Here is a 26242-nt window from a genome sequence, read left to right as displayed (position 1 = left end):
TTTTTGATTGTGTAGTACACATACTTTGTACAGGACTAAAAAAACAAAAATTTGAAGAAAGTTTCGGTTATTAGAAAAGAACATTTTAATGCAGCTCACAGATTGTTTAACCCAGAATGGACTGATGAACAAAATCAGGAAATTTTTGGTAAGTGCAACAATCCTAACTATCATGGTCATAACTATGATTTGCATGTAAAATTAAGCGGTGAAATAGACCCAAAAACTGGTTATGTATTTGATTTGAAAGTTTTGAGTGATCTCATAAAAGCAGAGATTCTTGACCTTTTTGATCATAAAAACCTTAACCTTGATGTGCCCCAATTTAAAAATTTAAACCCTACAGCAGAAAATATAGTTGTAGTTATTTACGATATCCTTCGTCAAAAGATAGATACCAAATTTGATTTGAAAATAAAATTATTTGAAACAGAAAGAAACTATGTTGAATACCCAGATTAATACAATGACCGACCATGAGATGGGCGATGATCATGTTATGACAAACATTGCTACGCCGCTAAGAGAGGATGCGTTTTTTCTTTCTGATCAAGAAAAAATTGAAATAATAGCGGAGCATTTTAATAAAATAATGCACACCTTAGGCTTAGACCTTAACGATGAAAGTTTAAAAGGAACACCTAATAGAGTAGCTAAAATGTATGTAAAAGAATTGTTTTCAGGTTTAAATCCTGATAACGAACCTTCAATTACACTTTTTGACAATTCTTACAAATACGGTGAAATATTGGTAGAAAGAGACATTAGTTTCTATTCTAATTGTGAGCACCATTTTGTGCCAATAGTTGGCAAAGTTCACATTGGTTATATTTCGTCTGGAAATGTAATAGGCTTGTCTAAACTTCATAGAATTGTTAATTTCTATGCAAGAAGACCCCAGGTGCAGGAGAGAATGACGATGCAAATCGGAAATGCTTTGAAAAAAGCCTTAAGTACTGATGATATAGCCGTGGTAGTTGATGCAGATCATTTTTGTGTTTCTTCAAGAGGAATTGCCGACCAAAGCAGTTCTACCGTCACTTCATTTTTTATGGGTGCTTTTGATGACTTAGCAAAAAGAGAGGAATTCCTTTCGATGGTTAGATTAAAGAACTAATATATAGAATTTTACATTTTTATATTTAAAGAAAAAGCACTTCCAAACGGAGGTGCTTTTGTCCTTAAACCCATACATCTTAAAAATAAATCCTATATAAATTCTCTAAAAATTATAATCTACAATTATATAACTATTCTATATACGAAAAGTTTTGAAAAAAGGTTGTAAAAAAAAAGTCTGAGATTTCTCCCAGACTTTCAAACTATAAACCGAAATTCCGAATTATTTTACTTCTTCAAAATTCACATCAGTAACACCTTCGTCTGCACCTTCCGACGCTGGAGCACCAGCAGTTGCGTCAGGACCAGCTTCACCACCAGCAGCTTGTTGAGCATTATATATCTCCTGACTAGCGGCTTGCCATGCAGCATTTATTTTTTCCATGGTAGCATCTATCGCAGCCAAATCTTTGGTACCATGTGCAGCTCTTAGTTCTGCCAAAGCACCTTCGATAGCCGTTTTATTGCCTTCTGAAAGCTTATCTCCAAACTCTTTCAATTGTTTCTCCGTTTGGAAAATCATCGAGTCAGCAGCATTTACTTTCTCTACTGTTTCTTTTTCTTTTTTATCTGCTTCTTCGTTAGCTTTAGCTTCGTCTCTCATTCTCTGAATATCAGCATCTGAAAGTCCGCTTGAAGCCTCAATTCTAATTTTTTGCTCTTTTCCAGTTCCTTTGTCTTTCGCAGTTACGTGCAAAATACCGTTAGCATCTACGTCAAAAGCCACTTCGATTTGAGGCACACCTCTCATTGCTGGTGGAATACCATCTAAGTGGAATCTACCTAATGTACGGTTTTGATTGGCCATTGGTCTTTCACCTTGCAATACGTGCAACTCAACCGAAGGCTGATTATCAGCAGCTGTAGAGAAAACCTCCACTTTATTGGTAGGAATCGTTGTATTCGAATCAATCATTTTAGTGAATACACCACCCATAGTTTCGATTCCTAATGAAAGAGGAATAACGTCAAGCAATAAGATGTCTTTTACTTCACCAGTAAGTACGCCGCCTTGGATAGCCGCTCCGATAGCCACAGCTTCGTCAGGGTTTACTCCTTTAGATGGTTTTTTACCGAAGAAAGCCTCAACTTCCTCCTGAACTTTAGGTATACGAGTAGATCCACCCACCAAAATCACTTCTGAAATTTGGCTATTAGATATACCTGCATTTTTGATTGCTCTCTTACAAGGCTCCATCATTCTTTTGAAAAGAGAATCAGCCAATTGCTCAAACTTCGCTCTTGTCAATGATCTTACTAAGTGCTTAGGCACACCGTCGACAGGGAAGATATACGGCAAGTTGATTTCTGCTTGAGTAGAACTTGAAAGCTCAACTTTAGCTCTTTCAGCCGCTTCTTTTAATCTTTGAAGTGCCATGGCGTCGTGCATCAAGTCAACACCTTCGTCAGCTTTGAATTCCGCAGCTAACCACTCAATGATTACTTGGTCAAAGTCATCTCCACCTAAGTGTGTATCACCATCTGTTGATTTTACTTCGAAAACGCCATCTCCAAGATCCAAGATAGAAACGTCAAAAGTACCACCACCTAAGTCAAACACTACAACGGTCATGTCTTTGCCTTGTTTGTCAAGACCATAAGCCAAAGCCGCAGCTGTAGGCTCGTTGATGATTCTTTTCACATCCAATCCAGCAATTATTCCAGCCTCTTTTGTGGCTTGACGTTCAGCATCGTTAAAATAAGCTGGAACCGTAATAACAGCTTCTGTAACTGTTTGTCCTAAATAATCTTCAGCTGTTGATTTCATTTTTTGAAGAATGAAAGCTGAAATCTCTTGCGGTGTGTATTGACGATCTCCTATTTTTACTCTAGGCGTATCATTCGCACCTTTTTCTACGTCGTAGGCAATAGTTTTAAGCTCACTACCTACATCTGTATATTTTTTACCCATAAAACGCTTCACCGAAGCGATAGTGTTTTTAGGATTGGTAATTGCTTGTCTTTTTGCTGGAGCTCCTACCTTCTTTTCGCCGTTATCCAAAAAGGCTACAATAGAAGGGGTGGTTCTAGCTCCCTCACTATTGGCTATTACTACCGGTTCATTTCCCTCCATTACGGCAACACAAGAGTTGGTAGTTCCTAAATCTATTCCAATAATTTTTCCCATGATATACTGTCAGTGTATTTAATTAAAAATATGTACACAATGGAAATAACAATGAATATGCCAAGCAATTTTTTGGCCTTTTTTAGTGACAAATTGTCACGAAGCTCATGTCAATTAGGACAATTTTGAATTTTAGCAGAAAATATTACGCCAGAATCGACTTTAAATCCTGGACTTAAAATAATCGAATTGGCAGCATTGTATTGGATATTATTGCTCGGCACAATGGTATTTGTAGCATTTATGGTGCTGCTACTATTAAATTTCAAGGGATTAATGTTACTCGTCAAATTATCTACTGTTGGAGCCAAAACTAATCCATTGGTACAATTGGGAAGAACTTTTACTGTTACGTTATTGGAAAAAACATAACATTGGTCTTTTTTACAACTAGCATAATAAACACCAGTGGCTGTTGGACTGTACTGTATTACTTGACTAGTTGAATTTGTAAAACTCCATACCAAAGAAGAAGTACCATCACAAGCAGGAGAAGATGTAAAAGTTACGATTGAGTCTAAGTTTATTATACTTTTGTTTACGGTAACAGTTGGTGTGATTGTTGGCGGAGCAGTCGTTCCTAAAACAAAGTTTTTACTTTCAAAACATGAAGGATTACCTGTACCATAAGAATAATTAAGATTAAAATTATCAACAATGTCGGAATAAAACTCTCCAGTGTTTGCCCCAATTGTGGCAACTGGCCCTGGCAATAAAGAAAATACGCCTCCTAATGGACGTACCAAAGAGGGTAAATAGGACCTTGATACACAAAAAGGGTAATCGAATACCTCCACTCCTCCTAAATATTCAATTGCGAAAATTACTGTACTTGAATCTAAAGTTGTTAACGTAGAAACATTATTAACAACATCAAAAGCTTTAACTCCAAAAGTTATATTATCTCCTGGGTTATTCCCCGAAAGTGTATAAGTGTTTTGAGTGCCTGGAATAGTGTCGACTACTATTCCGTTTTTATAAATATAATATCCCACCACTGCCTGATTGTCAGTTGCATGAGTCCATGAATAGGAAATACACTTTGTCAAGATGCTTGTAGTTACTAAATTGGTCGGAGGTGTTGGATCTTCTGTATCTCCCAAAGAACACAGAATTCGAGCATCAGCCCAAACGGCTCTATTACAAGTTGCATTTGCACCTACTTGCTCTACCACAAGTTTTATCGAGCTGTAAGTAAAAATATTTACATTGACCTCTTGCAATGCAGTATTTCGGTATATCGTTGGACTAGTATACAACAAAGTTTGGTCTCCATAAACTTTGAAAATCACGCCTCCAGTATTGTTACAAGTTGTAGAAACATCATCGCCAATGCCGATAAATGACCTAAACTTATAATACTGACCAGAAGGAATATTATAAACTATTTCAGAATTGGGAGCTACGCCCAATCCTTTTGGATAACTCACAGTCTTTAGAACTATACCAACTCCGTCGCCGTCTCCACTCCCACCGTTGGTTTTGTTAACTTCTATTGGCCCTAAACCATTGGTTGCGGATGAAAATTTCAAATCCGTTAAATATGCATTGGCCGAACATGAAGTACCATTGTAAGTTAATCCTAGTAATTGATCAACATTTACTGCAGAACTTATTTGAAAATTACCAAGTGAATTGGTAACCCAGCACCTATATGTTCCCGTAGATTTCGTTATTGAACTTGAAGTTCCTTCAGAGGCATTTTCATAATTATTATTACCTGACAAGTCAGTCCTAATCCACTTATAATTGCTATATCCGCCAGGCACACTTAACGATATTTGGGCTGAATTAACTAATGTAGTTGATATAATAGGTGGAGAATTAGCAATAATAGGGGTCGATGATGAAAAAAATGATGCATTTAAATGATTGGACCAAGCATTTGCTAATGCTGTCATACCAGCCACACCCCAAAAGTGAACATCTGCCACATCTCTTATACCAGGAATAGTTACATTATTAATTGCATCAGTTTCTGGTCCAGCAAAAATTTGATTGCTAGGATTAATAACATTATTTTGACCAGCAATAACAGCTGAACTTGTTGAATTATTTAAAAAATAGGAAACTCTTGAAATCACCCAAGGCAATCCACTAGCAAATTGTGCCCTTGAATTTGTGATAATATAATTTAAATTATTTTGATAATCTATAGTTGTTGTGCCTAATTGAGTATCTGATTCTCCTTGATGCCAAAGCACTGATCTCGCACCAAACATTGAGTTATAATAATTTAATCCTTTCTTAAATGCAAAATAGGGATTAATACTTGCATATGTGCTAGAATTCCCACTAACAAAATTTGGATTATCTGTATTTTCTTCTCCTAAGGAACAAAACGGCTGATTTGTAAGTGCATGAATAGTTACTGCACCATCCGCAGTTTGCTTCCAATTGTAAACACTTGCCCCAGAAGCACCTGCATTAAAAAACGCCACTGGATAACCTGTTGTTGCTACAATATTATCACCAAGTTTACCATAACACCAAGCATCTCTTCCGTTGATACTTGGTTTTGTAGCACCCAATAATTGAGAAATATTGGGAAAAGGCAATTCTCCTGAGCTGCAATATTTACCATTGTCGTGAGTAACAACTTTAGGTGAAGTAGCCCCAACATAATGTAAATCTATATACCCTTGGGCATTAGACTGCCCAGCAATCATAAATACGTCACCTATTCCAACATGACTAACAGTTGTTGTGGATAACACACTTCCACTTTTCATTACCCTTAAATTCAAAACATACCAACCTGCTGGCACATTATTTAATTGACCTTGAAAAACGCCTCTTGAAGGATTTGAGGTTATTATAGTCCAATCAAAACCTGGAACTACAATACTAGTATTTGCATTAATTAGTTGAGCCTGAACTGAAGTTGCAACAGCCTGATTATAAGTTCCGCTAATAAAAAGATTGGCTTGACTTGAGCTATTCCTTTGATAAACGGCATTGTTTAGCGGATGCGACACAATGATTTGTGCCGAAAGTCTAAAACTTAGAAACAATGTTAAAATTAAAAATTGAGTAATTTTCATGTATCTATTAAAAATCCGTTTGCAAAAATATAAAAAAAAAGCGTAGAATAATATCTACGCTTTCTAATATGGTCTTTCAAAATTACTTCTTTCCAAACAATCCACCCAAAATACTTCCCATTATACCACCTCCGCCTGAGCTTTGGTTTTGGTTAGAAGATCCTGTAGCGATGTTGATAAGATCGTTCATATCTAATTTACCATCGGCCATTGCACCCATGCCTTGGCTAAGGATATTTGAGAAATCTATTCCTTGGGTTTTACCACCTGACAATACACCCATGATGCTTCCCATGTCAATCGAGCTATCATTTGGGTCATTGGTTTTGTTTATCAATCCACCAAGAACTTGAGGAAGCATATTACCTACAACTCCTGAAGCAGCTGAGCTCGACAAACCAAATTTTGACATGATATTTCCCATTACATTTTGAGCTATTGAAGCTACAATAGGATTGCTCAAAAGGCTACTTCCTCCAGCTTGGCTATTGCCACCACCTAAAAGTCCTAATAAACTTCCAACACCACCTTGTGAATTTGCATGGTTGGTCAATCCACCTAAAAGGCCTTGCATAACCTCTCCCATTACACCTTCGTTGTGCTCATTAGGCACCTCATTATTTTGAACAACAGCTGATTGTCCAGCTTGTTGAATAAGTCCTTGCAATACTTCTAACATTTTTTTTATTGTTTATTTTAAAATTAAAATTATGAACTATCCCTTATAATTCCTCATTTTGACAATAATTTTATCAAAAGGTAACAAAAAAAGACGCCTATTGACGTCTTTTTTTTGTTAATAAAATGCTAATTTTATTATTTTACTTTCTCAACGATTGCTTTGAAAGCATCTGGATGATTCAAAGCTAAATCAGCTAACACTTTACGATTAAGTTCGATGCCTGCTTTTTGTAGTTTATTAATAAACACTGAGTAAGATAAACCGAATGGTCTAACACCCGCGTTGATTCTTACGATCCATAAGCTACGGAAACTTCTTTTCTTTTGTTTACGACCAATATAGGCGTAAACTAAACCTTTTTCAACGGCGTTTTTAGCAACCGTCCAAACGTTTTTTCTTCTGCCGTAATAGCCTTTGGCTAATTTCAGCACTTTTTTGCGTCTCGCTCTCGAGGCAACATGATTGACACTACGTGGCATAATTTTTTAGTTTTTTGACTTCAGGCGTTCCTTTTCGAGGAAACTTTAAGGCCTTTGATCGGGTGAAACAATTGAACCAATTTGTTAGACAATTAAGCCAACAATGATTTGATACGACCTTCGTCAGAAGGGCTTACGAGCGTTGACGATGCAAGAACTCTCTTACGTTTCGTCGATTTTTTGGTTAAAATGTGACTGTGGAAAGCATGCTTACGCTTGATTTTTCCAGTTCCAGTCAATTTGAACCTTTTTTTCGCTCCTGAATTTGTTTTTTGCTTAGGCATTGTACAAAACAGATTAAGTGTTTGAAAAAGTAAATTTGGGTCGCAAAAGTACGAAAAATATTCATGAAATCAAATATTGAGATGGAAAATATGAATAAAATTTCGAGAAAATTATGACCAGTAAGTTGATTGTAAAGTAATGATTTCCTTTTTCCGGCCAGGGATAGTAGTGGAAAGCCCGCAGCTGGCGTAGCCGCGAGGACTTGTAACGGATAGCCCGGTGCTTTAGCAGGCCGCCAGAACATTCCCTCAAGTTGCAAGTCTTGATTTTCAAAATTCAATATCCCGATTCTTTCCTTCATTTACAAAAACCTGAAGACTAGTCTTCTATAATTCCAAATATTTTTTATTTTGGATTACGGGTTTTGAAAAAATAGATATTGGCTATATTTGCATAATACTACTTATAAAAAGAATAGATGAAGTTTTCTCACTTACATAATCATACCCAATACTCTTTACTTGACGGTGCGTCGAACATCAAAAAGCTTTTTGCGAAGGCCGAAGCGGATGGTATGCCGGCCATGGCTATTACTGACCACGGCAATATGTTTGGTGTGTTTGATTTTGTGGCTGCTGCTGACAAATTTAATGTAAAGCCTATAGTTGGATGTGAGTTTTATGTGGTGGAAGACCATACCAGGAAGCAGTTTACGAAAGACCAAAAGGACGTTAGATACCATCAGCTTTTGCTTGCTAAAAATGCTCAAGGCTACAAAAATCTTACGAAATTGTGCTCGTTGGGCTTTATGGAGGGGCTATATAGTAAGTACCCACGTGTGACAAAAGCCTTGATTGAGAAATACAAAGAGGGCTTGATAGCCACCACTTGTTGCATAGGTGCATCTGTGCCGAAAGTGATACTAAAAAATGGAGAAGAAGCTGGCGAACAGGAGTTTAGATGGTGGTTGGATAGATTTGGAGAGGATTATTATATTGAAATACAACGCCATGAAATACCCGAGCAGAATTTAGTAAACGAGGTATTGCTAAAATGGGCCAAGGAATACAATGTAAAAGTGATTGCATCCAATGATAGTCACTATGTGGATCAGACGGATTGGGTGGCTCACGATATTTTGCTGTGTGTAAATACCAACGAAAAATTGGCGACACCATCAGCCAAAGACTTTGCTGATGATGAGACGATGTCGAAAAAAGATACAAGGTTTGCGTTTTTTAACGACCAATTTTATTTTAAAAACACAGCCGAAATGACCAGCTTGTTTGCGGACATTCCGCAGGCGATTGACAATACAAATGAGATAGTTGGAAAAATAGACAAACTGAACCTGAAACAGGATATCATGCTGCCGAATTTCCCGATTCCTGATGAATTTAAGATACATGCAGATGACAAACTGAATCAGTGGGAATATCTGCGTCATTTGACGTTTGAAGGTGCAAGAAAAAGGTATGGGGAGATAATAACCACTACACAAGAAAGACTTGACTTTGAATTGTTTACTATAAAAACCATGGGTTTTGCTGGGTATTTCTTGATTGTGATGGACTTTATACAGGCTGGGCGTGATTTGGGCGTAATGATTGGCCCTGGAAGAGGATCAGCAGCTGGTTCTGTGGTAGCTTACTGTATAGGAATTACGAATATTGACCCCATAAAATATAATCTACTATTTGAGCGATTCTTGAATCCTGACCGTAAGTCGATGCCCGATATTGATACGGATTTTGACGATGAAGGTCGCCAGAAAGTGATAGATTATGTAGTTGAAAAATATGGCAAAAACCAAGTTGCACAGATCATAACTTATGGTACGATGGCCACGAAGTCGTCTATAAAAGATGTAGCCAGAGTGATGGATTTGCCACTGGCAGATGCTAACTATATAGCAAAGTTAATTCCTGACAAGCCCTCGTATGGCATTGATTTCAAGAAACTTATACACATGCCTATGATGGGGCCTAAGTCGCTGAACGAACTTGGTCTGAGTCCTGACGAGCAGGAGAATGTGAAAAAAGTACGTGACATGTACAATGGCAACGACTTAACATCGAAAGTACTTAAACAAGCCGAAAAGCTGGAAGGAACTGTACGAAACACAGGAATCCATGCAGCGGGAATTATCATTGCCCCGTCTGATTTGTCTGACATTGTCCCTGTGTGTACTTCGAAAGACTCGGACTTGCTGATAACGCAATATGAAGGTAAGGTTATTGAAGACGCTGGCGTTATAAAAATGGACTTCCTGGGTCTTAGGAACCTTTCGATTATTAAGGAGGCTCTTAGGATGATAAAGGAGAATTATGGACACACAATAGACATAGACTACATACCGCTAGACGACGAAAAAACATATGAGTTGTTTCAGAGAGGTGAAACGACGGCGATATTTCAGTTTGAGTCTGACGGTATGAAAAAATACATGAAGGAACTCAAACCCGATAGATTTGATGACCTGATAGCTATGAACGCCCTCTATAGACCTGGTCCGATAGCGTATATTCCGAACTTTATTGCCCGTAAACACGGCACAGAGGAAATAAAATATGACTTACCAGAAGTAGAAGAATATTTAGGTGAAACCTATGGTATAACCGTGTACCAAGAACAGGTGATGCTTCTGTCGCAAAAACTCGGAAACTTTACCAAGGGAGATGCTGACGTATTGCGTAAAGCAATGGGTAAAAAGCAGATAGAGGTATTGAACAAAATGAAGGTGAAGTTTATGGAAGGTGGCGAAGCCAACGGCCATGATGCCAAAATTTTGGAGAAAATATGGACGGACTGGGAGGCTTTTGCTCAGTATGCGTTTAACAAATCGCACTCAACCTGCTATGCCTTTGTGGCTTATCAAACGGCTTATCTGAAGGCTCACTATACCTCTGAGTATATGGCTGGGGTATTGACCTCGCAGTTGGGCAACATCGACAAGATTACGTTTTTCATGGAAGAATGTAAAACATTGGGCTTGAATGTTTTGGGGCCTGACATCAATGAATCAAACAAGAGGTTTAGTGTAAATAAGAGAAAAGAGATACGGTTTGGCTTGGGTGGCATAAAAGGAACTGGCGATGCAGCGGTTGACGCGATAATAGAAGAAAGAGAGAAAAATGGGCCTTTTGCGGATATTTTTGATTTTATAACGAGAGTAAACCTAAGAACGGTAAACAAAAAAACTTTAGAATCGCTGACTTATGCGGGTGCATTTGACTGTTTTGATGATATACACAGAGCGGTTTATTTCCATGAAATTGAGGGAACGACTTTTATAGAAAAACTAATAAGATACGCCAACAAAATAGCAGAAGATAAGGCTTCGGCTCAAAACTCGCTTTTTGGTGGAATGGGTGATACAAACGGTTTTGAAATCCAAAAACCTAAAAGTGAGAATATAGAAGAATGGGGAGATATAGAAAAACTTAAATACGAAAAAGACGTAGTAGGATTTTATATTTCGGGGCATCCATTAGACCAGTTTTCTATAGAAATGTCGCTGTGTAAGCCGCTAGATCAACTTTTCGAACCTGATAATGTAGGCAGGGAGTTTATAGTTGGCGGTGTAATATCCTCTGTACAGCAGAAACAATCCAAAAATGGTAATCCATTCGGAATATTTAAGATTGAGGATTATACTTCTTCTTTAGAAATCATGCTTTTTGGAAAGGATTATGTGGAATTCTCAAACTATTTGGGTTTAGGATTCTTTGTAAGTATTAGAGGAAAAATCCAAACCAAATGGAATCGGGAGGGCGAATTGGAGTTCAAGCCAGTTCAGGTTGAACTGTTAAATGACATGAAAGCCAAGCGATTCAAAGAAGTAAATGTAAAAGTGGATTTAAAGGAAATAAATACCAAAAGCATCAATAGTTTGCTGGACATAGTCTCGTCAAATCCTGGAAAGTTTAATTTCAAACTAAATGTATATGACACCGAAGAAAGATACGACGTGGCGATGTTCTCCAGAACTATGAAAATAGACCTCAACAAAGAAATCCAGAAAGAACTTATTGAGGTAGTAGGCGAAGAAAACGTAAGTTTTGGTTAAGGTTTTTTAGAAATATTAAAACCGAAACCAACACCTTCAGGACGTTTATGCTTCCATCTTTTGTGTGTCCAAAGCCAATATTTGGGTGCTACAATTATGTCTTTTTCTAACATTTGAGCATGTTGGGTCATTATTTCTCCTTCGGGTTCACTTTTAGGATTATCTGATATCAATTCCAATCTCATATCATAGTGACCTTTTTGAGGAACAGTAACATGAGCAAACGCTACAGGATAATTAAACTGCTGAGCGATTTTTTCTGTACCTATAAAAAAAGTAGTGTCTTGATTTAAAAACCTTACCCAAAAAGATTTGTTAGGCTGAGCAGATTGATCGTTGGCCAGTGTAAGTGCAAACGGCTGTCCGTAGTCTTTTTTGATGTTAGCAAAAGTATCGAAGGTTGGAAAAAAAACAGCACCGAAGGCAGTCCTAGACTTATAGAACAATTGATTAAAAAACGGATTACTCATTTTATGATAAGGCACCAAGACTTTGTGTTTAAAATGAAAAGGCATGGCTTTGGCGATCATTTCGTAATTCCCAATGTGACCAAGTGTGATGATTACGTTTTGGTTCTTTTCGAAATAGGGCTCTAATATTTCAAGATTCTGAAAACTTATTCTTTTCAAAAGAGCTTTTTCGGAAATTGTAAAACTTTTGATGGTCTCTACAAAAAGGTCTCCTAGATAATGAAAAAAATCTTTCTCGATTTGTAGTTTTTCTGCTTGAGACTTTTCTGGGAATGAATTTGCGATATTGTTTCTAACTACAGCTTTCCGATAGCCAACCAACTGATAAAGAACTGGATAAATCAAAAACCTAGAAAAGAAATATAATACAGAAATAGGTAAAATAGAGAAGAAATACAAAAAAGGAAGTACCAAGTAATACGCAACCGCCTGCATGAATTAGTTTTTAGATTGTAAAAAATTATAGTAATCTTCTTTGGTGTCTAGGTCAATTTGCCCCAAATCAAATGGCACAGAAAAAATCTCATCTGGATATTTTGCAAAGAATTGTTTCGCTCCATCTTCGGGCTTCATATCTAAAATATCCTCAAACCTTTCTTTTTTTAGCAAAACAGGAACTCCTTTTACACCATTGTATTCTGAGCAAATGATGCTTTTCTCAGGATGGTTTTTGGCTGCCTGAATAAGTTTAGTTATAAGTTCCGAAGTAACATAAGGCATATCTGAAGTCATAAAAATTAGGCCGTCAAATCCTTTTGTAATCAAATACGAGCCTACTAATCCCATTTTTATTGAAGTACCAATCCCTTTGGCCCATTCGGTGTTGTCTATGATGCCAATTGGTATGTTTTCAAGTAATGGAACAATCTTGGATTTGTTAGCACCAACCACAACAGTTATGGGATGAGCCTCAGTATCAATCACTTCATCTATCAAATATTTAAGCATCGGCACGCCGAAAATCGGCAGAATCTGTTTAGGTGCTCCCATTCTTTTTGACTCTCCAGCAGCTAAAATTACCACTCCAATGTTCATTTTTCAGATTTTTTATGCAAATTTGCAATAATTTTACGTGCAAATGAAAGTTTTGGCATGATGTTTTCGTTTCCAAAGCTGACAATAAATTTTAATCCGATGAAAATAAGAAATGCTTTCTTAATCCTTAAGACAGTTCTACTCACATTAGTTTTGGTAAGCTGCGGTAGTGGCGGTGTAAATCCAAAAGGTACCAATTTCGAGATTTATTTAGACTTCTGGAATACTTCGGGCAGAAGCCCAGAGGTGAGATTTGATGAGCTAAAAACATCAAGAGAAATTAAAATTGACTTCTCAAAAACTTTCGGCGGAGAAGTAGATGGCCCAGCAGGCACAAAGGTTATTATTGATAATTTTAGAATTATAGATGAATATTCTAACAATTACAATATCGAACAAATAAACGCCTATGAGTTTAAAAAAGAAACCAATGACTGGAAAAAAGACGTGGAATTTACCATGTCATTCAGTCAGTCTGAAGATATCAGTGTGGTTTTGGTTTTAGACAGAAGTGAGTCATTAGGCACTGATTTTGAAACAATTAAAACATACGCCAACGATTTTATTGAAAAAATATTCACAGACAGAAAAGTTGTAAAAATGGGAATTGTGGATTTCTCGGATACCGTAAATGAGTTTCCATTAACAACCGACAAGGAAGCACTTAAAAATTATGTGAAGGGCCTAAAACAAGGAAAATTTACAGCTTTATACGAAGCCATGGATTCTGGAATAGATATGTTACAAAGCTCTAAGTCGCAATCCAGAGTTTTATTTACTTTTACAGATGGCTCTGATAACATGGCACCGCCTTCGGTTAATCCTGATTACCTATTAGGCAAAATAAAGTCTGATAAAAATTCTTATAAAATTACGAGTTTCTGTATCGGACTAAATGGAACAGGTGGCGTTGACAAAACGGTATTGACAAAATTGGCGAGTGGAGGCTCAGCAAGTTTCCCTACTACTGTTAAAGAACTTAAAGATGTATTTACGAAGTTTGGAAAAGTAATTTCGAATGTTTACAATTTGGAATACATTAGAAATCAACAGATTATTTCGAAATCAGATCCTAGAAAACTGAAATTTGAGATAATAACTTCAAATTAATTTTTGATTGAAAATATTTGAAGCCACGAGCAATCGTGGCTTTTTTTATTTCTTTTTTATTTTGCTTCCTTTCATCATTTTTGGACGTTTCTGAGTTTCTATACCAATATCCAATAAGTCTCTGATAACAACTGAAGATGCAACTCCTCCAAACGCAGCTGGTAAATAGGATATAGTGCCATAAGCGGATTGCTTAAAATTAGAGCCATCCGTCATTATCAATGATGCTTTGTCGTATTCTTCTAAAGAAAAAACAGCTTTTATACCCTTGCCTACATCCATTTTCTTCAGCCTTTTCCTAACATAAAATGCTAACTTACAAGTAAATGTATCAAACAAATCTGCTACTCTAATTTGCGTAGGGTCCATTTTTCCACCAGCACCCATTGAGCTCACCACTTTTTTGCCACTTTTATATGCAGCCTGCAAAAGCGTTAGTTTTGGTGTAATACTATCAATACAATCCATCACATAATCGTAGTCATTTCTAAGAAGTTCTTCACACCGCTCAGGTGAAAGAAACTCGTTCAAAACCGTGAGTTTAAGCTCAGGATTTATAGCTAAAAGCCGATCTTTCATCCACTCAGCCTTGCTTTCTCCATGTGTGGTAAAGAGAGCAGGCAACTGCCTATTTCGGTTAGAAGGATCTACTACATCGCCATCTACTATGGTCATCTCCCCTACTCCAGCTCTACAAATAAACTCTGCAGCGAATGAACCAACTCCGCCTAAACCAACCACCAAAACATGCGATTTCTGAAGTTTGTCAATATTTTCTTTTCCCATCAAAAGCTCACTACGCGAGAGCCAAGCCAAATCGCTCATAAATATAATTCTAGGTAATTTTGATAAATTTTCTCTTCTAAGTCTGTTATTGAAATATTTAAAACTTTTGACGCCACCTCATAAACCTGACTTATATCCAAGTCTTGATCGTCATCAGTTTCAAAAAAAACTTGCTCAATTGGGCATAATTTCAAAGCTTCTTTCACCAAATCAGAATCTAAAAGAGCCTTTCCAAAAGAAAGAATAAAGCCTTTTTTTATCAACTCAGTAGCAACTTCTGGCTTTTTATTGAACCCATGAACTATCATAGATACTTTGGGCTTAATGATTTTTTTTATTCCAATAAGCTCATTAAAACTTCTGACACAATGAATAATAATAGGCTTCCTTACTCGCTCTGCTAATCTGATTTGTTTCAGAAAAACATCCTCTTGAAGTTTTAAATCTGGACCTTTTAACTTGTCCAATCCTATTTCTCCAATAGCCTTCACACGAGAATCTGAAATAATAGCCTCTAAAAAATCTAATTGTTCGGTATTCTCGCTCACACTCCAAGGATGAATTCCTACAGAAACAGAAGTGTTGTTACCAAAAAAACTCTCCAAATCAAAATTTAGCACTTCCTCAGTAATATCTAAATTGAAAAATTTTTTTATATTGGGCTCAGATGCGATTTGGTGGCTATGAATGTCAACCAGCATTTTTAATATTTTTGACAAAATTACTAAATATGGGGAATCTTCGGATAGAATGTAAGGCCTTTAATGAATTAAAACTTGAAGAACTTTATGAACTTATAGCTTTAAGGTTGGAAGTTTTTGTGGTTGAGCAAAACTGCCCTTTTCAGGATCTGGACTTTAAAGACCAAAAGGCTATGCATTTTTTAGGGTATAACGAGGAAAACAAATTAATGGCTTATACAAGGCTTTTCGATGAAAACGTTTATTATCCAAACCACCTAAGCATTGGCCGCGTAGTAGCTTCTCAAGATGGCAGAGGAAAAGGTTACGGAAGAGAAATTTTCGGAAAGTCGATTGATAAAATCCAAGAATTGTATGGAAACAAGCCCATAAAAATAGGTGCACAGGCATATTTAGAGCACTTTTATGAATCTTTTAGTTTCAAAAGTATAAACGAAGATTATATAGAAGACGGTATTCCTCATAAGTTAATGGTGAAGATTTAAAATTTGGTTTAAAATTTTAAAATGCATATTTTTGAAAACATTTAATTGATTTTAAGATGGTAATGCCTTTAAATATTCCAAGTATAGGTAAGTTCTCAGATGAAGAACTCATATCGCTGTGTTTAGCAAACCCTGATTTAAATATTGAAAGAGATGAAAAAGGTCAAATTTTAATAAATATGTCGCCAACTTATGCACTTACTAGTTCGTTTAATAGCCTAATTTTAATTGAATTGGGACTATGGAATAGAAAGAAAAAAACGGGAACAATTTTCGAGTCTAATTCTGCATTTTTCCTGCCAGATTCTTCAATGAAAGGACCAGACGTAGCTTGGATATCGAAAGGAAGATGGCAAAATTTAAGTTTAAAGGAAAAAAAGTCTATTCCAAAACTCGTCCCTGACTTTATTATTGAACTTCAGTCAGAAACTGACAATCAAGCCGAATTAAAACAAAAAATGGAAAAGTGGATGGAAAACGGTGTTAAATTGGCTTGGCTTGTAAGTCCACAATCTCAAGAAACTATGGTATATTTTGAAAACACTATTGAAAGTGTGCCTTTTAAAAACAAATTAGATGGAAAAAATGTACTTGTAGACTTGGAAATAATTATGAGTGAAATATTGGAAGAGTAAAAAATTACCTAACCCTCAAAACTTTCTTCAAATCCACATCGCCATCTTTAGTTTTAACTTTCATAAACAAATACTGATTGACATTAGGAATTTCGTCAAATGATATCGTATTTTCACCAACAATTAGTTTTACTTTTTTGTACAAAACAGCCTTTCCTAAAGCATCCGAGAAAGAAATTTCCACATCTTGTATATTTTGGCTTATAATGTTTACCTGAAGTTTATCTACAAAAGGATTCGGAAAGGCAGTTACTTTTATTTGTTCTTCAGGTAGCTCATTTGCTGTCAATACAAACTCCGTCGGCATATTGGCATCTAGCCATTGTAGCCTTAATCTAAGCCATAAAGTCAATTCGTTGATTTCTCCTTCCCATGTATTTGGCACAGGTTGTGGGCCAGGCCAAACATAAACACCTAAAATAGGCCATCTTACAAAATTCCTTTTATAAGCGTCTTTTAATTCAACTTGATATTCATTTATTTCTTTCAAAATCCTGTCATAGTCAAAGACTCCACCAGTCTCTCTTTCTTTAAAATAAAAAGTTTTCAATTCTGCAACGAAAGCTGGGTCAGAAACCATTTTGGACCAAAATCCAGGTACTTGCCAATAATCTGTGGAGCAAATATCATTGAATTTATAAGCCCAAAGATCAAACCTGTTTCCTTGACAATAATCCGCATTCCCGTAACTAATATCATAGTCCCAAGGAGGGCTTGCTACCAATTTTCCGCCTTTTGAGTCCTTGTCTTTGTAGAAATAGGAACTTATTCGGTATCCATCAATATTTCGGGAAACTTCATTGATTATAAACATTTTAGCAAAAGATGGCAAATCAACATATTGTTTATATCCAATTAAATCGTCTTTATAATCTTTGCCATAAACCGCAGTCTCAAACTTTTTAACATAGTTTCTGATATACTCTTTTTGGGTAGTATTTATGGTTTTAGGCAAATGATAAAAATATTGAACTTTTGAACCATAAACATTGGTAAAGTCAGAAAAGAAACTTCCATAATTAGTCCCCGTGGCTTTGTCTATTTTTATGATATAACCTCCAGTTAATTCATCCCCTGCTATATCCTCCTGCTTTAAATTGGCTATATTTACTCTGTTTTTATCCACTTTTATTTTCTCCATCAATACATAAACACCATCGTATTGGCCATTTACTATGACCTCCACATATTTTGTCCGGCTTCCATTCATACCAATTTGCCTAGCCAAACTCATAGATAACACATTGTGCATCAAGCTCTTTTCATTGTATGAGGCGAACAGAATCCAGTCCGAATCTTGGGGAAGACCACATAAAGCCAGTGGATTATTCTCGCCTTTTGAATTCCGAAGTTCTATAGAATAAGGTTTTTTGGGGAAAGATTGAGAACTAGAGCCTCTGTACTCTATTCCGACGAAGCTATTGTAATGAAAATTTTTGTCAGACAAATTATTAATTTTCCCTTCTCCATTATAAATCACTTGCATCTCAGCCAATATTTTAGGCTCATCTACTATTGTTTGCCCTTTTGTATTTATAACAAAAATCGGCAAATTACTTGAAGACAACTGCCCATAAACACTTGTTAATGAGAATAATACGACGAAATAAGCAGTAATCTTCCTCATTAAGCTTCTCTTCGTTTTTTATACATTTTAGCAAAAACAAAAAGTACTATACCAAAAGCCATAACTCCACCAAAAAGCTTTAAGAAATCTAAAAAATCTCGGACTACTGCCAAGAGCACTATTGCGACCAAAAACAAAGTAGGAAGCTCATTTAAAAGCCTGTAATTAAACGAATTACGACTATCTTCAACCTTTTCTTGTTTGACAATGATAGCTCTGCAATAAAAATGATATATTACCAAAAGAACGAGTAAAACTAACTTGATTTTTATCCAAGTTTGATCCAAAATGGCAGGATTTACAAAAAGCATTAACAAGCCAAATATCCAAGTGATTACCATTGCAGGTGTGGAAATGATCTTATAGACTCTCCATTGCATCAGCGTAAATTGTTTCCGCCAATCTGCTTGTAATGCGAGAGGTTTTTGGTCTGTTTCAGCATGATAAACAAACATCCTAACCAAGTAAAATAGGCCAGCAAACCATGTTACAAATCCAATAATATGAAATGCTTTGAAAAACGAATAATAGGTCATCATAAATACTTATAAAAAATCCAAAAATAATAACAAAAGTCTAACGTTTCTCAAAAAGTACCTTAATATATAGTTTGGATTAATTTTTGTTAAAAATAATTAATTGCTATTTTAAAAAATGACCATAAAAACCATTATAATCTTTCTTTTTTGCAGTATATCTATTATTGCCCAAGACAAAAAAACTTTAATGTATTTTGAAAAAGGCAAAAAAGATTTTTTAGAAAGAAAATACGATTCTGCTTTAAATAACTTTGAAAAATATTTTGAAAAAGACTCTTCAAAACTTGAGGCATATTTCAGAGTTGGGCAAATATATGAGTCCCTCCGAAATGTAAAAATGGCCTCAGAATATTATACAAAAGTAATTGAAAAGGATACTGTTGGCGTAACTTATGTGCAAGCGTACACTTATTTGGGTACCAGAGCATTAGAAAATCATCATTTTGAAGAAGCTAAAAAATACTTAAACGTCTCTTTGGCTAATACCAACAAAAATTCTATTGTTTTCAAACAAATTCAAAAACAACTAAAGACTTGCGAATTTGGCATTCAGGCGATAGCACATCCTTTAAATATTAAGCCTGAGCCACTGGTGGATGTTCTTAATTTTAAATCAAAGCAATATTTTCCAGTATTGACGGCAGACAATAGTACCATTATTTTCACTGCAAGAAATGACCTCGAAGATGAAAATATCTATATTTCTGAAAATAAAAATGACACCTGGTCGACACCTGCGAGTATCTCTAAAGACATTAATACACCCTTTAATGAAGGTACTTGTAGTATTTCGGCAGACGGACATATCATGGTTTTTACTTCCTGCGAAGGTAGAGATTCATTCGGTAGTTGTGACTTATTTATTACTAAAAAAGAAGGCGATAAATGGTCTAAACCCGAAAATTTGGGAGCAAACATTAACTCTAAGTTTTGGGATTCACAACCTAGCCTTTCTTCTGATGGCTCAAAGTTGTTTTTCTCATCGGAAAGACCTTTGGGGATAGGACGTAAAGATATATGGATGAGCGAATTAGACGAAAGTGGAAACTGGAAAAAGGCAACCAATCTCGGCCCTAATATCAATACCAGCTATGATGAAGTTTCGCCATTTATACATGCAAACGGCTATTCACTTTTTTTCTCATCGAATGGAAAAGAAGGAATGGGCAAGTTTGACATTTATCTGACAACCGTAAAAAACGGAATTACTGCCGAAGCTATAAATCTTGGATATCCGATAAACACTTCTGATGACGAACTCTCTCTTTTTATTTCTGCGGATGGTAAAACCGCCTTTTATTCAGTTGATAAAAATAACAAAGTAGACCTTTATCAGTTTTCTATTCCCGTAGAATTATCGGACAAAATAGACCGTACCCATTATTTAAAAGGGTTCGTTTTAGACCAAAAAACACAAAAACCACTCTATTCAACTATTGAACTAGTAGACACAAAGACAGGGAATAAAATTTCGAAATTCCTTTCAGACCCAATTACGGGAGACTATATGGCGATTCTTCCAGGAGATGGAGAGTATGTTTTATATATCGAAACTCCGAATTATTTTTTCAAAAGTATAAAATTTGATTTTACTAAAAAGACTGAAGAAAATAGATTGGACATTTTACTCACAAAAATAGAAAAACAGACGAAAGAAGTCCTCCAAAATATATTTTTTGATAGCGGTTCGGCGGTTTTAAGAGAAGAATCAAATATTGAATTAAAAAAATTAAAAGATCTTTTGGATAAAAACAAAACGCTAAAAGTTGAAATATCCGGCCACACGGATGACGTTGGGAACGACCAAACCAATCTTGAACTTTCGAAAAAAAGGGCCTTTTCTGTGGTAGAATATCTAATAAAATCTGGCATAAATGCTGAAAGAATAATACCAATAGGCTATGGAGAAACCCAACCCAAAGTCAAAAATGACACAGATGAAAATCGACAATTGAACAGAAGAATTGAAATTAAGTTTTTGTAAATCATTAAATATATATAATTTTGATAAAATAGTATTTTATGACAGTGACTGAAAAAAATATCATTTCTACTTTCAAAACATTCTTAAGATCCTATAGCTTAAGCTCTAGAGAGACAATTTATAAGAAAGTTGGAAAGTCTAAAAAAACAAATTCCAAGATAAAGGAAGAAGATTTCTTTAAGACTTTTGGTAGCTTTTCAGATAATAAATCTGCAGAAGAAATAATAAGTAATTTAAAAAATCAACGAAACTTCAAAACTAAAGAAATTACTTTTTAATGGGCTATTTGTTAGATACTAACATCTGCATTTATTATTTAAGAGGCTAATTCCAATTAGATTTAAAGTTTAAGGAAATTGGAATTGAAAACCTTTTTATCTCAGAAATTACCGCTTTTGAACTTAAATATGGTGCAGAACTAAGCGATTCAAGCAAAAAATCACATGAACTTTTAAACAACTTCTTAGATGGTTTAGCAATTCTACAAATATTTAATACCTTAGATTTATATGGAAAAGAAAAAGTCAGACTTAGAAAAATCGGAAAACCTGTTCATGATGAATTTGACTTTTTAATTGGACTTTCTGCAATAAAAAATGAATTAACTCTAGTAACCGAGAATATTAAAGATTTTGTTAATTTGGAAAACCTCAAAATTGAGAACTGGATAAACCGTTAGTTATTTTTTATTTAAATATTTTGAGAAAAAAATCTCTGCTCACATTTAAACGCAAATTCCAGAACTTATTTTAGAATGTAACATTTATCATGGAATTAAGCCATGAATTCTCGAACTTTGCACTCAGATTTTGCATTATATAGAAAAGAAAAATTTAGATGACACAAGAAAAAGTACAAGTTTTGATATTGGGCTCAGGCCCAGCAGGATATACGGCGGCAATTTATGCAGGAAGAGCGGGACTTAAACCCGTAATGTACCAAGGCATGCAACCTGGTGGACAATTAACAATTACCAACGACGTAGAAAACTTCCCTGGGTACCCTGACGGAATCCAAGGCCCGCAAATGATGGAAGATTTGAGAATTCAAGCTGAGAGGTTTGGATTAGATAATCGCTACGGAATGGCTACAAGTGTGGATTTCTCCACTCCATTGGCACATAAAGTTATAATAGATGAAATGTTGGAAATCACTGCAGAGGCTGTGATTATTGCCACTGGAGCATCAGCAAAATGGCTTGGGATAGAATCTGAGCAAAGACTAAATGGCATGGGAGTTTCGGCTTGTGCTGTTTGCGACGGATTCTTTTATAGAGGCAAAAACGTGGCAATAGTGGGTGCTGGAGACACTGCTTGTGAAGAAGCTCACTATCTTTCAAAGCTTTGTAAAAAAGTAACGATGCTTGTTCGTAGAGACGAATTCAGAGCTTCGCAAATTATGCAAAACAGAGTAAAAAACACCCCAAATATCGAAATCTTATTTAATACAGATACAGACGAAGTTTTGGGAACTGATGGAGTAACTGGTGTTAGAGTTAAAAACAATAAAACTGGAGAAACCTCAGAAATCGAAATCGATGGTTTCTTTGTGGCTATTGGTCACCAACCAAACACTGGCATTTTCAATGATTTTCTAAATCTTGACGATGCTGGATATATCATAATTGAAAAAGGAACTACAAAAACTAATATCGAAGGCGTGTTTGCTTGTGGCGATGCCCAGGACAAAATCTATCGTCAGGCAGTAACCGCTGCTGGTACAGGTTGCATGGCAGCACTCGATGCAGAAAGGTATTTAGGAGAACAAGGAGATCATTAAAAAATAAAGGCCTTCAATCAAATGGAGGCCTTTTCTATTACTTTTTCGATTGTTTCTATAAAGTTTCTTTCTGAAGTAATCTTGAGTTTAATATTCAAATCTTCTTTCTTTTTTAGCATCAAATTCACTTTTTCGCCATTTAGACTTTTACCGTTTATTTCCCATTGATAAGTCGATTTTTGGTCGGAAAATCCTACAAATTCATATTTAAAAGGCGTTTTATTGGTCAAAATCTTATAATCAAATCCTCCATTTGGTGGAAAAAAACCTTCTGAATTGTACTGAACTTTTTCTAAAGTATTCGATTTCAACAGCAACAATTCCCCTTCTGAAGATATTGCCAAAGATTTTAAGGAATCTATGTTTAAAACAAAGGGTTCAGTACTAATAACTTCTTCATCAGCATTAAGAGAAGACACCTGAATCTTTCCATCTTCTTTTAAAGCAATCCGTTTTTTGAAATAATAGTTAGGTAAACCAAAAAGAACAGAGTCTTGCAAATAAATAAATGAATTGGCTGTAGGAAGTGATGATTCTGAAACAAAATCATCTAAAACAGCTTCCGAAGGACTAATTAATTTTAACCTCTTTACTTTTGTGCTTTCTTTTTCAAAATATAGGTATAAATAACCATTCACTGAAAACTCAGGATCCATCGTAATATCTAAAGCACCTGAAATTTCTTCAAAATTCCCTAAATTATTTAAGGTTTTTGATTTTGTATGATAATTATACAAATTGCCATTTTGCGTAAGAATGATGCAAAATTCATTTGAAATATATTCTAATATTTGGGCATCTATAAATCCACTAGTGAGCGGAATCTTTCTAAACTTTTGAAGTTCTGGCAGACTAAGCTTCAAACTATTGCTTGTTTTTGAGGGAGATAAAACTGCCAAAACACCTCCCACAAATGATTTAACAAAGTTCTCATCGCCAAGACTAATTTTATCAAGCAAAATTGGTGAGTAAAAAACTTTATTTTCAAACTCCGATGTTCCAAACCAGGCCTGAGGCATTCCACCCATATCCATGACAACCGGCTGCAGGTATTTCGGTGCTTTTATAGATGAAATTTTAGAAACCTGCATTTTCCAAAGCGGTGCCACCGTAACTCCACCAAGGTTTTGAAGATTAATGAAATTCATTTCCGAAGCACTATTTATAATTGAATTAGCCTTGCCAAACATTTGACCAAACCATATACCTTTAGAGGTAACATCCTGAATATCAAAACTCCCAATAGCACCTCCATGATTTTTGAAAAATAAAACCAAAGCTGCATTTTGTTTAAAACTTAGGTTTTTTTCAGAAAAATCAACGAAAAAGACAGCCTCACAATCGGCCAAAGAATCTAGGTTATCAGAGATTAAAAACTCAACATTGTATTCTTTTGCTTTTTGATTTAGGAGTAAAATATCAGCATTTTTTGGTTTATTGCTTAATACAAAAACTTTGTGTTGGCTAAAAGCAATGGAATAAAAAAATACCAAAAACAAAATAAAAACTATCCGCATATTCACTCTTTTACAAACTATCTATTATAAATCTTAACTTTTCATTTTCATCCAGATTATCTGGAATCCAATTAATTTCAAATCCTTTTCTTTCCATACTTCTAAAAAAAGTCATTTGCCTTTTGGCATATCTATGAATTTCCGTTTCCAATTTCCCAAACATTTCTTCGAAACTCATTTCATTTTTTAGAAACAAACCAATATATCTATATTCCAAACCATAATAATCAAGCATTTCGAAAGTTAAACCACTCTCCAACAACCCCCTAACCTCCTCTAATAATCCTTCATTTTCAAATCTGAATTTCAATCTCTTACTAATCCTGTCTCTTCTAATATTTAGTTCAGGATTAAAACCAAAGATTTTATAATTGATATTATTTCCAGTTTGTGGTTCGAAATCCGCATTTTCATTTAAAAACTTCTCTATTTCCAGACCTCTTATCAAACGTTTTTTAGTAGAAATATCGTATTTAATGTCCTCGGATTTTAGCATTAAAGACAAGTCATCTTTGCCCATTGTCTCAAAATCCTTTCTGAATTTTTCATCAACAGGAACCTGAATCTGCCACATTTCAGAGAGAGCCGACTGGATATAAAGTCCCGTTCCTCCACACAAAATCGGAAATTTACCTCGCTGCTGAATATCTAAAAAACAACGTAGAAAATCTTTCTGAAAAAAGGCAACATTGTATTTTTCGCCAGCCTCGCAAATATCTATCAAGTGATGAGCTATTTTTTTACCTTCAAATTGATATTCACTCAGGTCTTTTCCAGTACCAATATCCATTCCCTTATATACTTGACGACTGTCTGCACTTATAATTTCTCCATCTAAAATAGCTGCTAGATTAACTGCTAAACGTGTTTTACCAGATGCTGTTGGCCCCAATATTACAATTAATTCTGTCTCGTTTTTAACTAAACTCACGCAATATATATTTAAAACTTCCGCTATTCTTTACAGTGGCTTCATCCACATTTTCTGTTAAAGCACGCCTTTGAGTTCCATCCAAAATATAGAAATTTGGGGGCATCGTGGCTTCTAAAACAAAACCTAATTTCCCAAAACTGGCTCCATTTGACCAATCTGCATCTATATATGTCATGATATTGCCTGGTTTTTTATCATCAACAAAAAACTTCAACAACTTTGAAAAACCGCCCACCACGTTTAATCCATTTAAACTCGCAAACCTAATTAACTCAAAGGATTGCTCGGTCTTATCACCAAAATAAAATTTCTTGCCTCCAGAAAATGTCATAACTGCCACCAAAATCTCTTCTGAGTCTTTTAAAAAAGCTTCAGGCAAAAGTCTAAAGTAATTCTTAGGCAAAAACAATCCATATTTGATTTTTCCACCTGCATATTGCTGAAGATGATTTTCATTTAAAAATGCCTCGGCATGACGTTTATCTATTCGTCGAACTTTACAAACTCTGGCTGGAAGCTTTTGATTTTCACTCAAAAGTGACTGTAATCGACTCATAACAACTTCTGGAAAATTTTCCCACTGATCTTTCCAAACATTTATCTGAAGTTTGTTTTCACTCGACTCAATTATTTCAGAAATACCTTCAAAATATTGAACAATAAACTGTTCTAATTCGACAATATTTCTTTTTTTCAAATCAAATCCAAGGCCTTTTTTCTCTAAAAACTCACAAAAAAACGAAATAAAATCTTTAGAAAACATCAATTATTTGGGCTTAGAATTCGATTTAAACCTAAAAATAAAATTTTATTTCCGAAATCAGCGTTATTAATATGAAAATTGGCAGTAAAATTGATTTTAAAGATAAATGATATAAAAAATTACGAATTGTT

General features: G+C 35.3%; 25 protein-coding genes. 10 read left to right on the top strand and 15 right to left on the bottom strand.

The features are described from left to right. Positions 1-51: 51 nt before the first annotated feature. Together EGI22_RS23125 and folE are read left to right on the top strand one after the other, a co-directional pair. On the top strand, positions 52-462 hold the full coding sequence (locus EGI22_RS23125; RefSeq protein ID WP_255071013.1) for a 6-carboxytetrahydropterin synthase: 411 nt from the start codon (positions 52-54) through the stop codon (positions 460-462). After that, positions 425-1117 (top strand): GTP cyclohydrolase I FolE, encoded by a 693-nt coding sequence (gene folE / locus EGI22_RS23120; RefSeq protein ID WP_255071011.1) that lies wholly within the window; start codon positions 425-427, stop codon positions 1115-1117. Before EGI22_RS23125 ends, folE begins: the two co-directional genes overlap by 38 nt. Before the next feature lie 225 nt (positions 1118-1342). Here the strand turns inward: folE and dnaK are convergent, their stop codons facing one another. The 6 genes from dnaK to EGI22_RS23090 form a co-directional block, all read right to left on the bottom strand. Continuing rightward, positions 1343-3247, bottom strand: coding sequence for a molecular chaperone DnaK (gene dnaK, locus EGI22_RS23115; protein WP_255071009.1), 1905 nt, complete (start codon positions 3245-3247; stop codon positions 1343-1345). 110 nt (positions 3248-3357) lie between these two features. Continuing rightward, positions 3358-6291 carry an NPCBM/NEW2 domain-containing protein gene (locus EGI22_RS23110; protein ID WP_255071008.1) on the bottom strand — a complete coding sequence of 978 codons (2934 nt, stop codon included), beginning with the start codon at positions 6289-6291 and terminating at the stop codon, positions 3358-3360. 82 nt (positions 6292-6373) lie between these two features. Next, a complete protein-coding gene (locus EGI22_RS23105) occupies positions 6374-6970 on the bottom strand; it encodes a DUF937 domain-containing protein (RefSeq protein ID WP_255071007.1) in 597 nt (198 codons plus the stop codon). 137 nt (positions 6971-7107) lie between these two features. Next, a complete protein-coding gene (gene rplT / locus EGI22_RS23100; RefSeq protein ID WP_255071005.1) occupies positions 7108-7452 on the bottom strand; it encodes a 50S ribosomal protein L20 in 345 nt (114 codons plus the stop codon). 92 nt (positions 7453-7544) lie between these two features. Beyond that, on the bottom strand, positions 7545-7736 hold the full coding sequence (gene rpmI, locus EGI22_RS23095; RefSeq protein WP_255071003.1) for a 50S ribosomal protein L35: 192 nt from the start codon (positions 7734-7736) through the stop codon (positions 7545-7547). Beyond that, positions 7688-8038 (bottom strand): hypothetical protein, encoded by a 351-nt coding sequence (locus EGI22_RS23090; protein ID WP_255071274.1) that lies wholly within the window; start codon positions 8036-8038, stop codon positions 7688-7690. Before EGI22_RS23090 ends, rpmI begins: the two co-directional genes overlap by 49 nt. Before the next feature lie 117 nt (positions 8039-8155). On the opposite strand from EGI22_RS23090, the gene dnaE reads away from it, so the two are divergent. Then, positions 8156-11746 (top strand): DNA polymerase III subunit alpha, encoded by a 3591-nt coding sequence (dnaE, locus tag EGI22_RS23085; protein ID WP_255071001.1) that lies wholly within the window; start codon positions 8156-8158, stop codon positions 11744-11746. On the opposite strand, the gene EGI22_RS23080 is transcribed toward dnaE, so the two are convergent. Continuing rightward, positions 11743-12651, bottom strand: coding sequence for a lysophospholipid acyltransferase family protein (locus EGI22_RS23080; RefSeq protein ID WP_255070999.1), 909 nt, complete (start codon positions 12649-12651; stop codon positions 11743-11745). The genes dnaE and EGI22_RS23080 overlap by 4 nt on opposite strands. Before the next feature lie 3 nt (positions 12652-12654). Further along, positions 12655-13251, bottom strand: a complete 597-nt coding sequence (locus EGI22_RS23075; RefSeq protein WP_255070997.1) for an NTP transferase domain-containing protein — start codon at positions 13249-13251, stop codon at positions 12655-12657. 99 nt (positions 13252-13350) lie between these two features. Between EGI22_RS23075 and EGI22_RS23070 the strand changes: the two genes are divergently transcribed. Beyond that, positions 13351-14361: a VWA domain-containing protein gene (locus EGI22_RS23070; RefSeq protein WP_255070996.1), complete on the top strand. Its 1011-nt coding sequence runs from the start codon at positions 13351-13353 to the stop codon at positions 14359-14361. Between the two features lie 45 nt (positions 14362-14406). On the opposite strand, the gene EGI22_RS23065 is transcribed toward EGI22_RS23070, so the two are convergent. Further along, positions 14407-15186 (bottom strand): ThiF family adenylyltransferase, encoded by a 780-nt coding sequence (locus EGI22_RS23065; protein WP_255070995.1) that lies wholly within the window; start codon positions 15184-15186, stop codon positions 14407-14409. Further along, a complete protein-coding gene (locus EGI22_RS23060) occupies positions 15183-15848 on the bottom strand; it encodes a TatD family hydrolase (protein WP_255070994.1) in 666 nt (221 codons plus the stop codon). The genes EGI22_RS23065 and EGI22_RS23060 overlap by 4 nt, the downstream gene beginning before the upstream one ends. A gap of 29 nt (positions 15849-15877) precedes the next feature. On the opposite strand from EGI22_RS23060, the gene EGI22_RS23055 reads away from it, so the two are divergent. Both EGI22_RS23055 and EGI22_RS23050 read left to right on the top strand, forming a co-directional pair. Further along, positions 15878-16333 carry a GNAT family N-acetyltransferase gene (locus EGI22_RS23055; protein ID WP_255070993.1) on the top strand — a complete coding sequence of 152 codons (456 nt, stop codon included), beginning with the start codon at positions 15878-15880 and terminating at the stop codon, positions 16331-16333. Positions 16334-16395: 62 nt separating this feature from the next. Further along, complete coding sequence (locus tag EGI22_RS23050) at positions 16396-16968, top strand: Uma2 family endonuclease (protein ID WP_255070991.1); 573 nt, start codon at positions 16396-16398, stop codon at positions 16966-16968. A gap of 4 nt (positions 16969-16972) precedes the next feature. Here the strand turns inward: EGI22_RS23050 and EGI22_RS23045 are convergent, their stop codons facing one another. Further along, positions 16973-18595 carry a CotH kinase family protein gene (locus EGI22_RS23045; RefSeq protein WP_255070990.1) on the bottom strand — a complete coding sequence of 541 codons (1623 nt, stop codon included), beginning with the start codon at positions 18593-18595 and terminating at the stop codon, positions 16973-16975. Then, positions 18595-19134 carry a protoporphyrinogen oxidase HemJ gene (gene hemJ / locus EGI22_RS23040; RefSeq protein ID WP_255070989.1) on the bottom strand — a complete coding sequence of 180 codons (540 nt, stop codon included), beginning with the start codon at positions 19132-19134 and terminating at the stop codon, positions 18595-18597. Before hemJ ends, EGI22_RS23045 begins: the two co-directional genes overlap by 1 nt. A 115-nt stretch (positions 19135-19249) precedes the next feature. On the opposite strand from hemJ, the gene EGI22_RS23035 reads away from it, so the two are divergent. From EGI22_RS23035 to trxB, 4 genes are all read left to right on the top strand, one after another. After that, positions 19250-21118 (top strand): OmpA family protein, encoded by a 1869-nt coding sequence (locus EGI22_RS23035; protein WP_255070988.1) that lies wholly within the window; start codon positions 19250-19252, stop codon positions 21116-21118. A gap of 38 nt (positions 21119-21156) precedes the next feature. After that, positions 21157-21396, top strand: coding sequence for a hypothetical protein (locus tag EGI22_RS23030; protein WP_255070987.1), 240 nt, complete (start codon positions 21157-21159; stop codon positions 21394-21396). 77 nt (positions 21397-21473) lie between these two features. After that, positions 21474-21797 carry a PIN domain-containing protein gene (locus EGI22_RS24205; protein WP_369010889.1) on the top strand — a complete coding sequence of 108 codons (324 nt, stop codon included), beginning with the start codon at positions 21474-21476 and terminating at the stop codon, positions 21795-21797. A gap of 158 nt (positions 21798-21955) precedes the next feature. Then, positions 21956-22897 carry a thioredoxin-disulfide reductase gene (gene trxB / locus EGI22_RS23025; protein ID WP_255070986.1) on the top strand — a complete coding sequence of 314 codons (942 nt, stop codon included), beginning with the start codon at positions 21956-21958 and terminating at the stop codon, positions 22895-22897. A gap of 17 nt (positions 22898-22914) precedes the next feature. Here trxB and EGI22_RS23020 read toward each other — a convergent pair whose 3' ends face one another. From EGI22_RS23020 to EGI22_RS23010, 3 genes are read right to left on the bottom strand one after another with little or no spacing between them, the layout of a single operon-like run. Beyond that, on the bottom strand, positions 22915-24414 hold the full coding sequence (locus tag EGI22_RS23020) for a hypothetical protein (RefSeq protein ID WP_255070985.1): 1500 nt from the start codon (positions 24412-24414) through the stop codon (positions 22915-22917). 10 nt (positions 24415-24424) lie between these two features. Then, positions 24425-25345, bottom strand: coding sequence for a tRNA (adenosine(37)-N6)-dimethylallyltransferase MiaA (gene miaA, locus EGI22_RS23015; protein ID WP_255070983.1), 921 nt, complete (start codon positions 25343-25345; stop codon positions 24425-24427). Further along, a complete protein-coding gene (locus tag EGI22_RS23010) occupies positions 25332-26111 on the bottom strand; it encodes a hypothetical protein (RefSeq protein WP_255070981.1) in 780 nt (259 codons plus the stop codon). Before EGI22_RS23010 ends, miaA begins: the two co-directional genes overlap by 14 nt. Between the last annotated feature and the right edge of the window lie 131 nt (positions 26112-26242).

Origin of the sequence: Lacihabitans sp. LS3-19 (assembly GCF_024343575.1) — a bacterium.
Classification (GTDB): Bacteria; Bacteroidota; Bacteroidia; order Cytophagales; family Spirosomataceae; genus Leadbetterella.
Note: the sequence above shows the minus strand (reverse complement) of the source record. Positions and strands in the feature narration are given on the sequence as shown.

Coding starts and splice junctions, on each gene's coding strand:
- dnaK (WP_255071009.1), bottom strand. CDS start 3,247: ATGGGAAAAATTATTGGAATAGATTTAGGAACTACCAACTCTTGTGTT.
- EGI22_RS23110 (WP_255071008.1), bottom strand. CDS start 6,291: ATGAAAATTACTCAATTTTTAATTTTAACATTGTTTCTAAGTTTTAGA.
- EGI22_RS23105 (WP_255071007.1), bottom strand. CDS start 6,970: ATGTTAGAAGTATTGCAAGGACTTATTCAACAAGCTGGACAATCAGCT.
- rplT (WP_255071005.1), bottom strand. CDS start 7,452: ATGCCACGTAGTGTCAATCATGTTGCCTCGAGAGCGAGACGCAAAAAA.
- rpmI (WP_255071003.1), bottom strand. CDS start 7,736: ATGCCTAAGCAAAAAACAAATTCAGGAGCGAAAAAAAGGTTCAAATTG.
- EGI22_RS23090 (WP_255071274.1), bottom strand. CDS start 8,038: ATGAAGGAAAGAATCGGGATATTGAATTTTGAAAATCAAGACTTGCAA.
- dnaE (WP_255071001.1), top strand. CDS start 8,156: ATGAAGTTTTCTCACTTACATAATCATACCCAATACTCTTTACTTGAC.
- EGI22_RS23080 (WP_255070999.1), bottom strand. CDS start 12,651: ATGCAGGCGGTTGCGTATTACTTGGTACTTCCTTTTTTGTATTTCTTC.
- EGI22_RS23075 (WP_255070997.1), bottom strand. CDS start 13,251: ATGAACATTGGAGTGGTAATTTTAGCTGCTGGAGAGTCAAAAAGAATG.
- EGI22_RS23070 (WP_255070996.1), top strand. CDS start 13,351: ATGAAAATAAGAAATGCTTTCTTAATCCTTAAGACAGTTCTACTCACA.
- EGI22_RS23065 (WP_255070995.1), bottom strand. CDS start 15,186: ATGAGCGATTTGGCTTGGCTCTCGCGTAGTGAGCTTTTGATGGGAAAA.
- EGI22_RS23060 (WP_255070994.1), bottom strand. CDS start 15,848: ATGCTGGTTGACATTCATAGCCACCAAATCGCATCTGAGCCCAATATA.
- EGI22_RS23055 (WP_255070993.1), top strand. CDS start 15,878: ATGGGGAATCTTCGGATAGAATGTAAGGCCTTTAATGAATTAAAACTT.
- EGI22_RS23050 (WP_255070991.1), top strand. CDS start 16,396: ATGCCTTTAAATATTCCAAGTATAGGTAAGTTCTCAGATGAAGAACTC.
- EGI22_RS23045 (WP_255070990.1), bottom strand. CDS start 18,595: ATGAGGAAGATTACTGCTTATTTCGTCGTATTATTCTCATTAACAAGT.
- hemJ (WP_255070989.1), bottom strand. CDS start 19,134: ATGATGACCTATTATTCGTTTTTCAAAGCATTTCATATTATTGGATTT.
- EGI22_RS23035 (WP_255070988.1), top strand. CDS start 19,250: ATGACCATAAAAACCATTATAATCTTTCTTTTTTGCAGTATATCTATT.
- EGI22_RS23030 (WP_255070987.1), top strand. CDS start 21,157: ATGACAGTGACTGAAAAAAATATCATTTCTACTTTCAAAACATTCTTA.
- trxB (WP_255070986.1), top strand. CDS start 21,956: ATGACACAAGAAAAAGTACAAGTTTTGATATTGGGCTCAGGCCCAGCA.
- EGI22_RS23020 (WP_255070985.1), bottom strand. CDS start 24,414: ATGCGGATAGTTTTTATTTTGTTTTTGGTATTTTTTTATTCCATTGCT.
- EGI22_RS23010 (WP_255070981.1), bottom strand. CDS start 26,111: ATGTTTTCTAAAGATTTTATTTCGTTTTTTTGTGAGTTTTTAGAGAAA.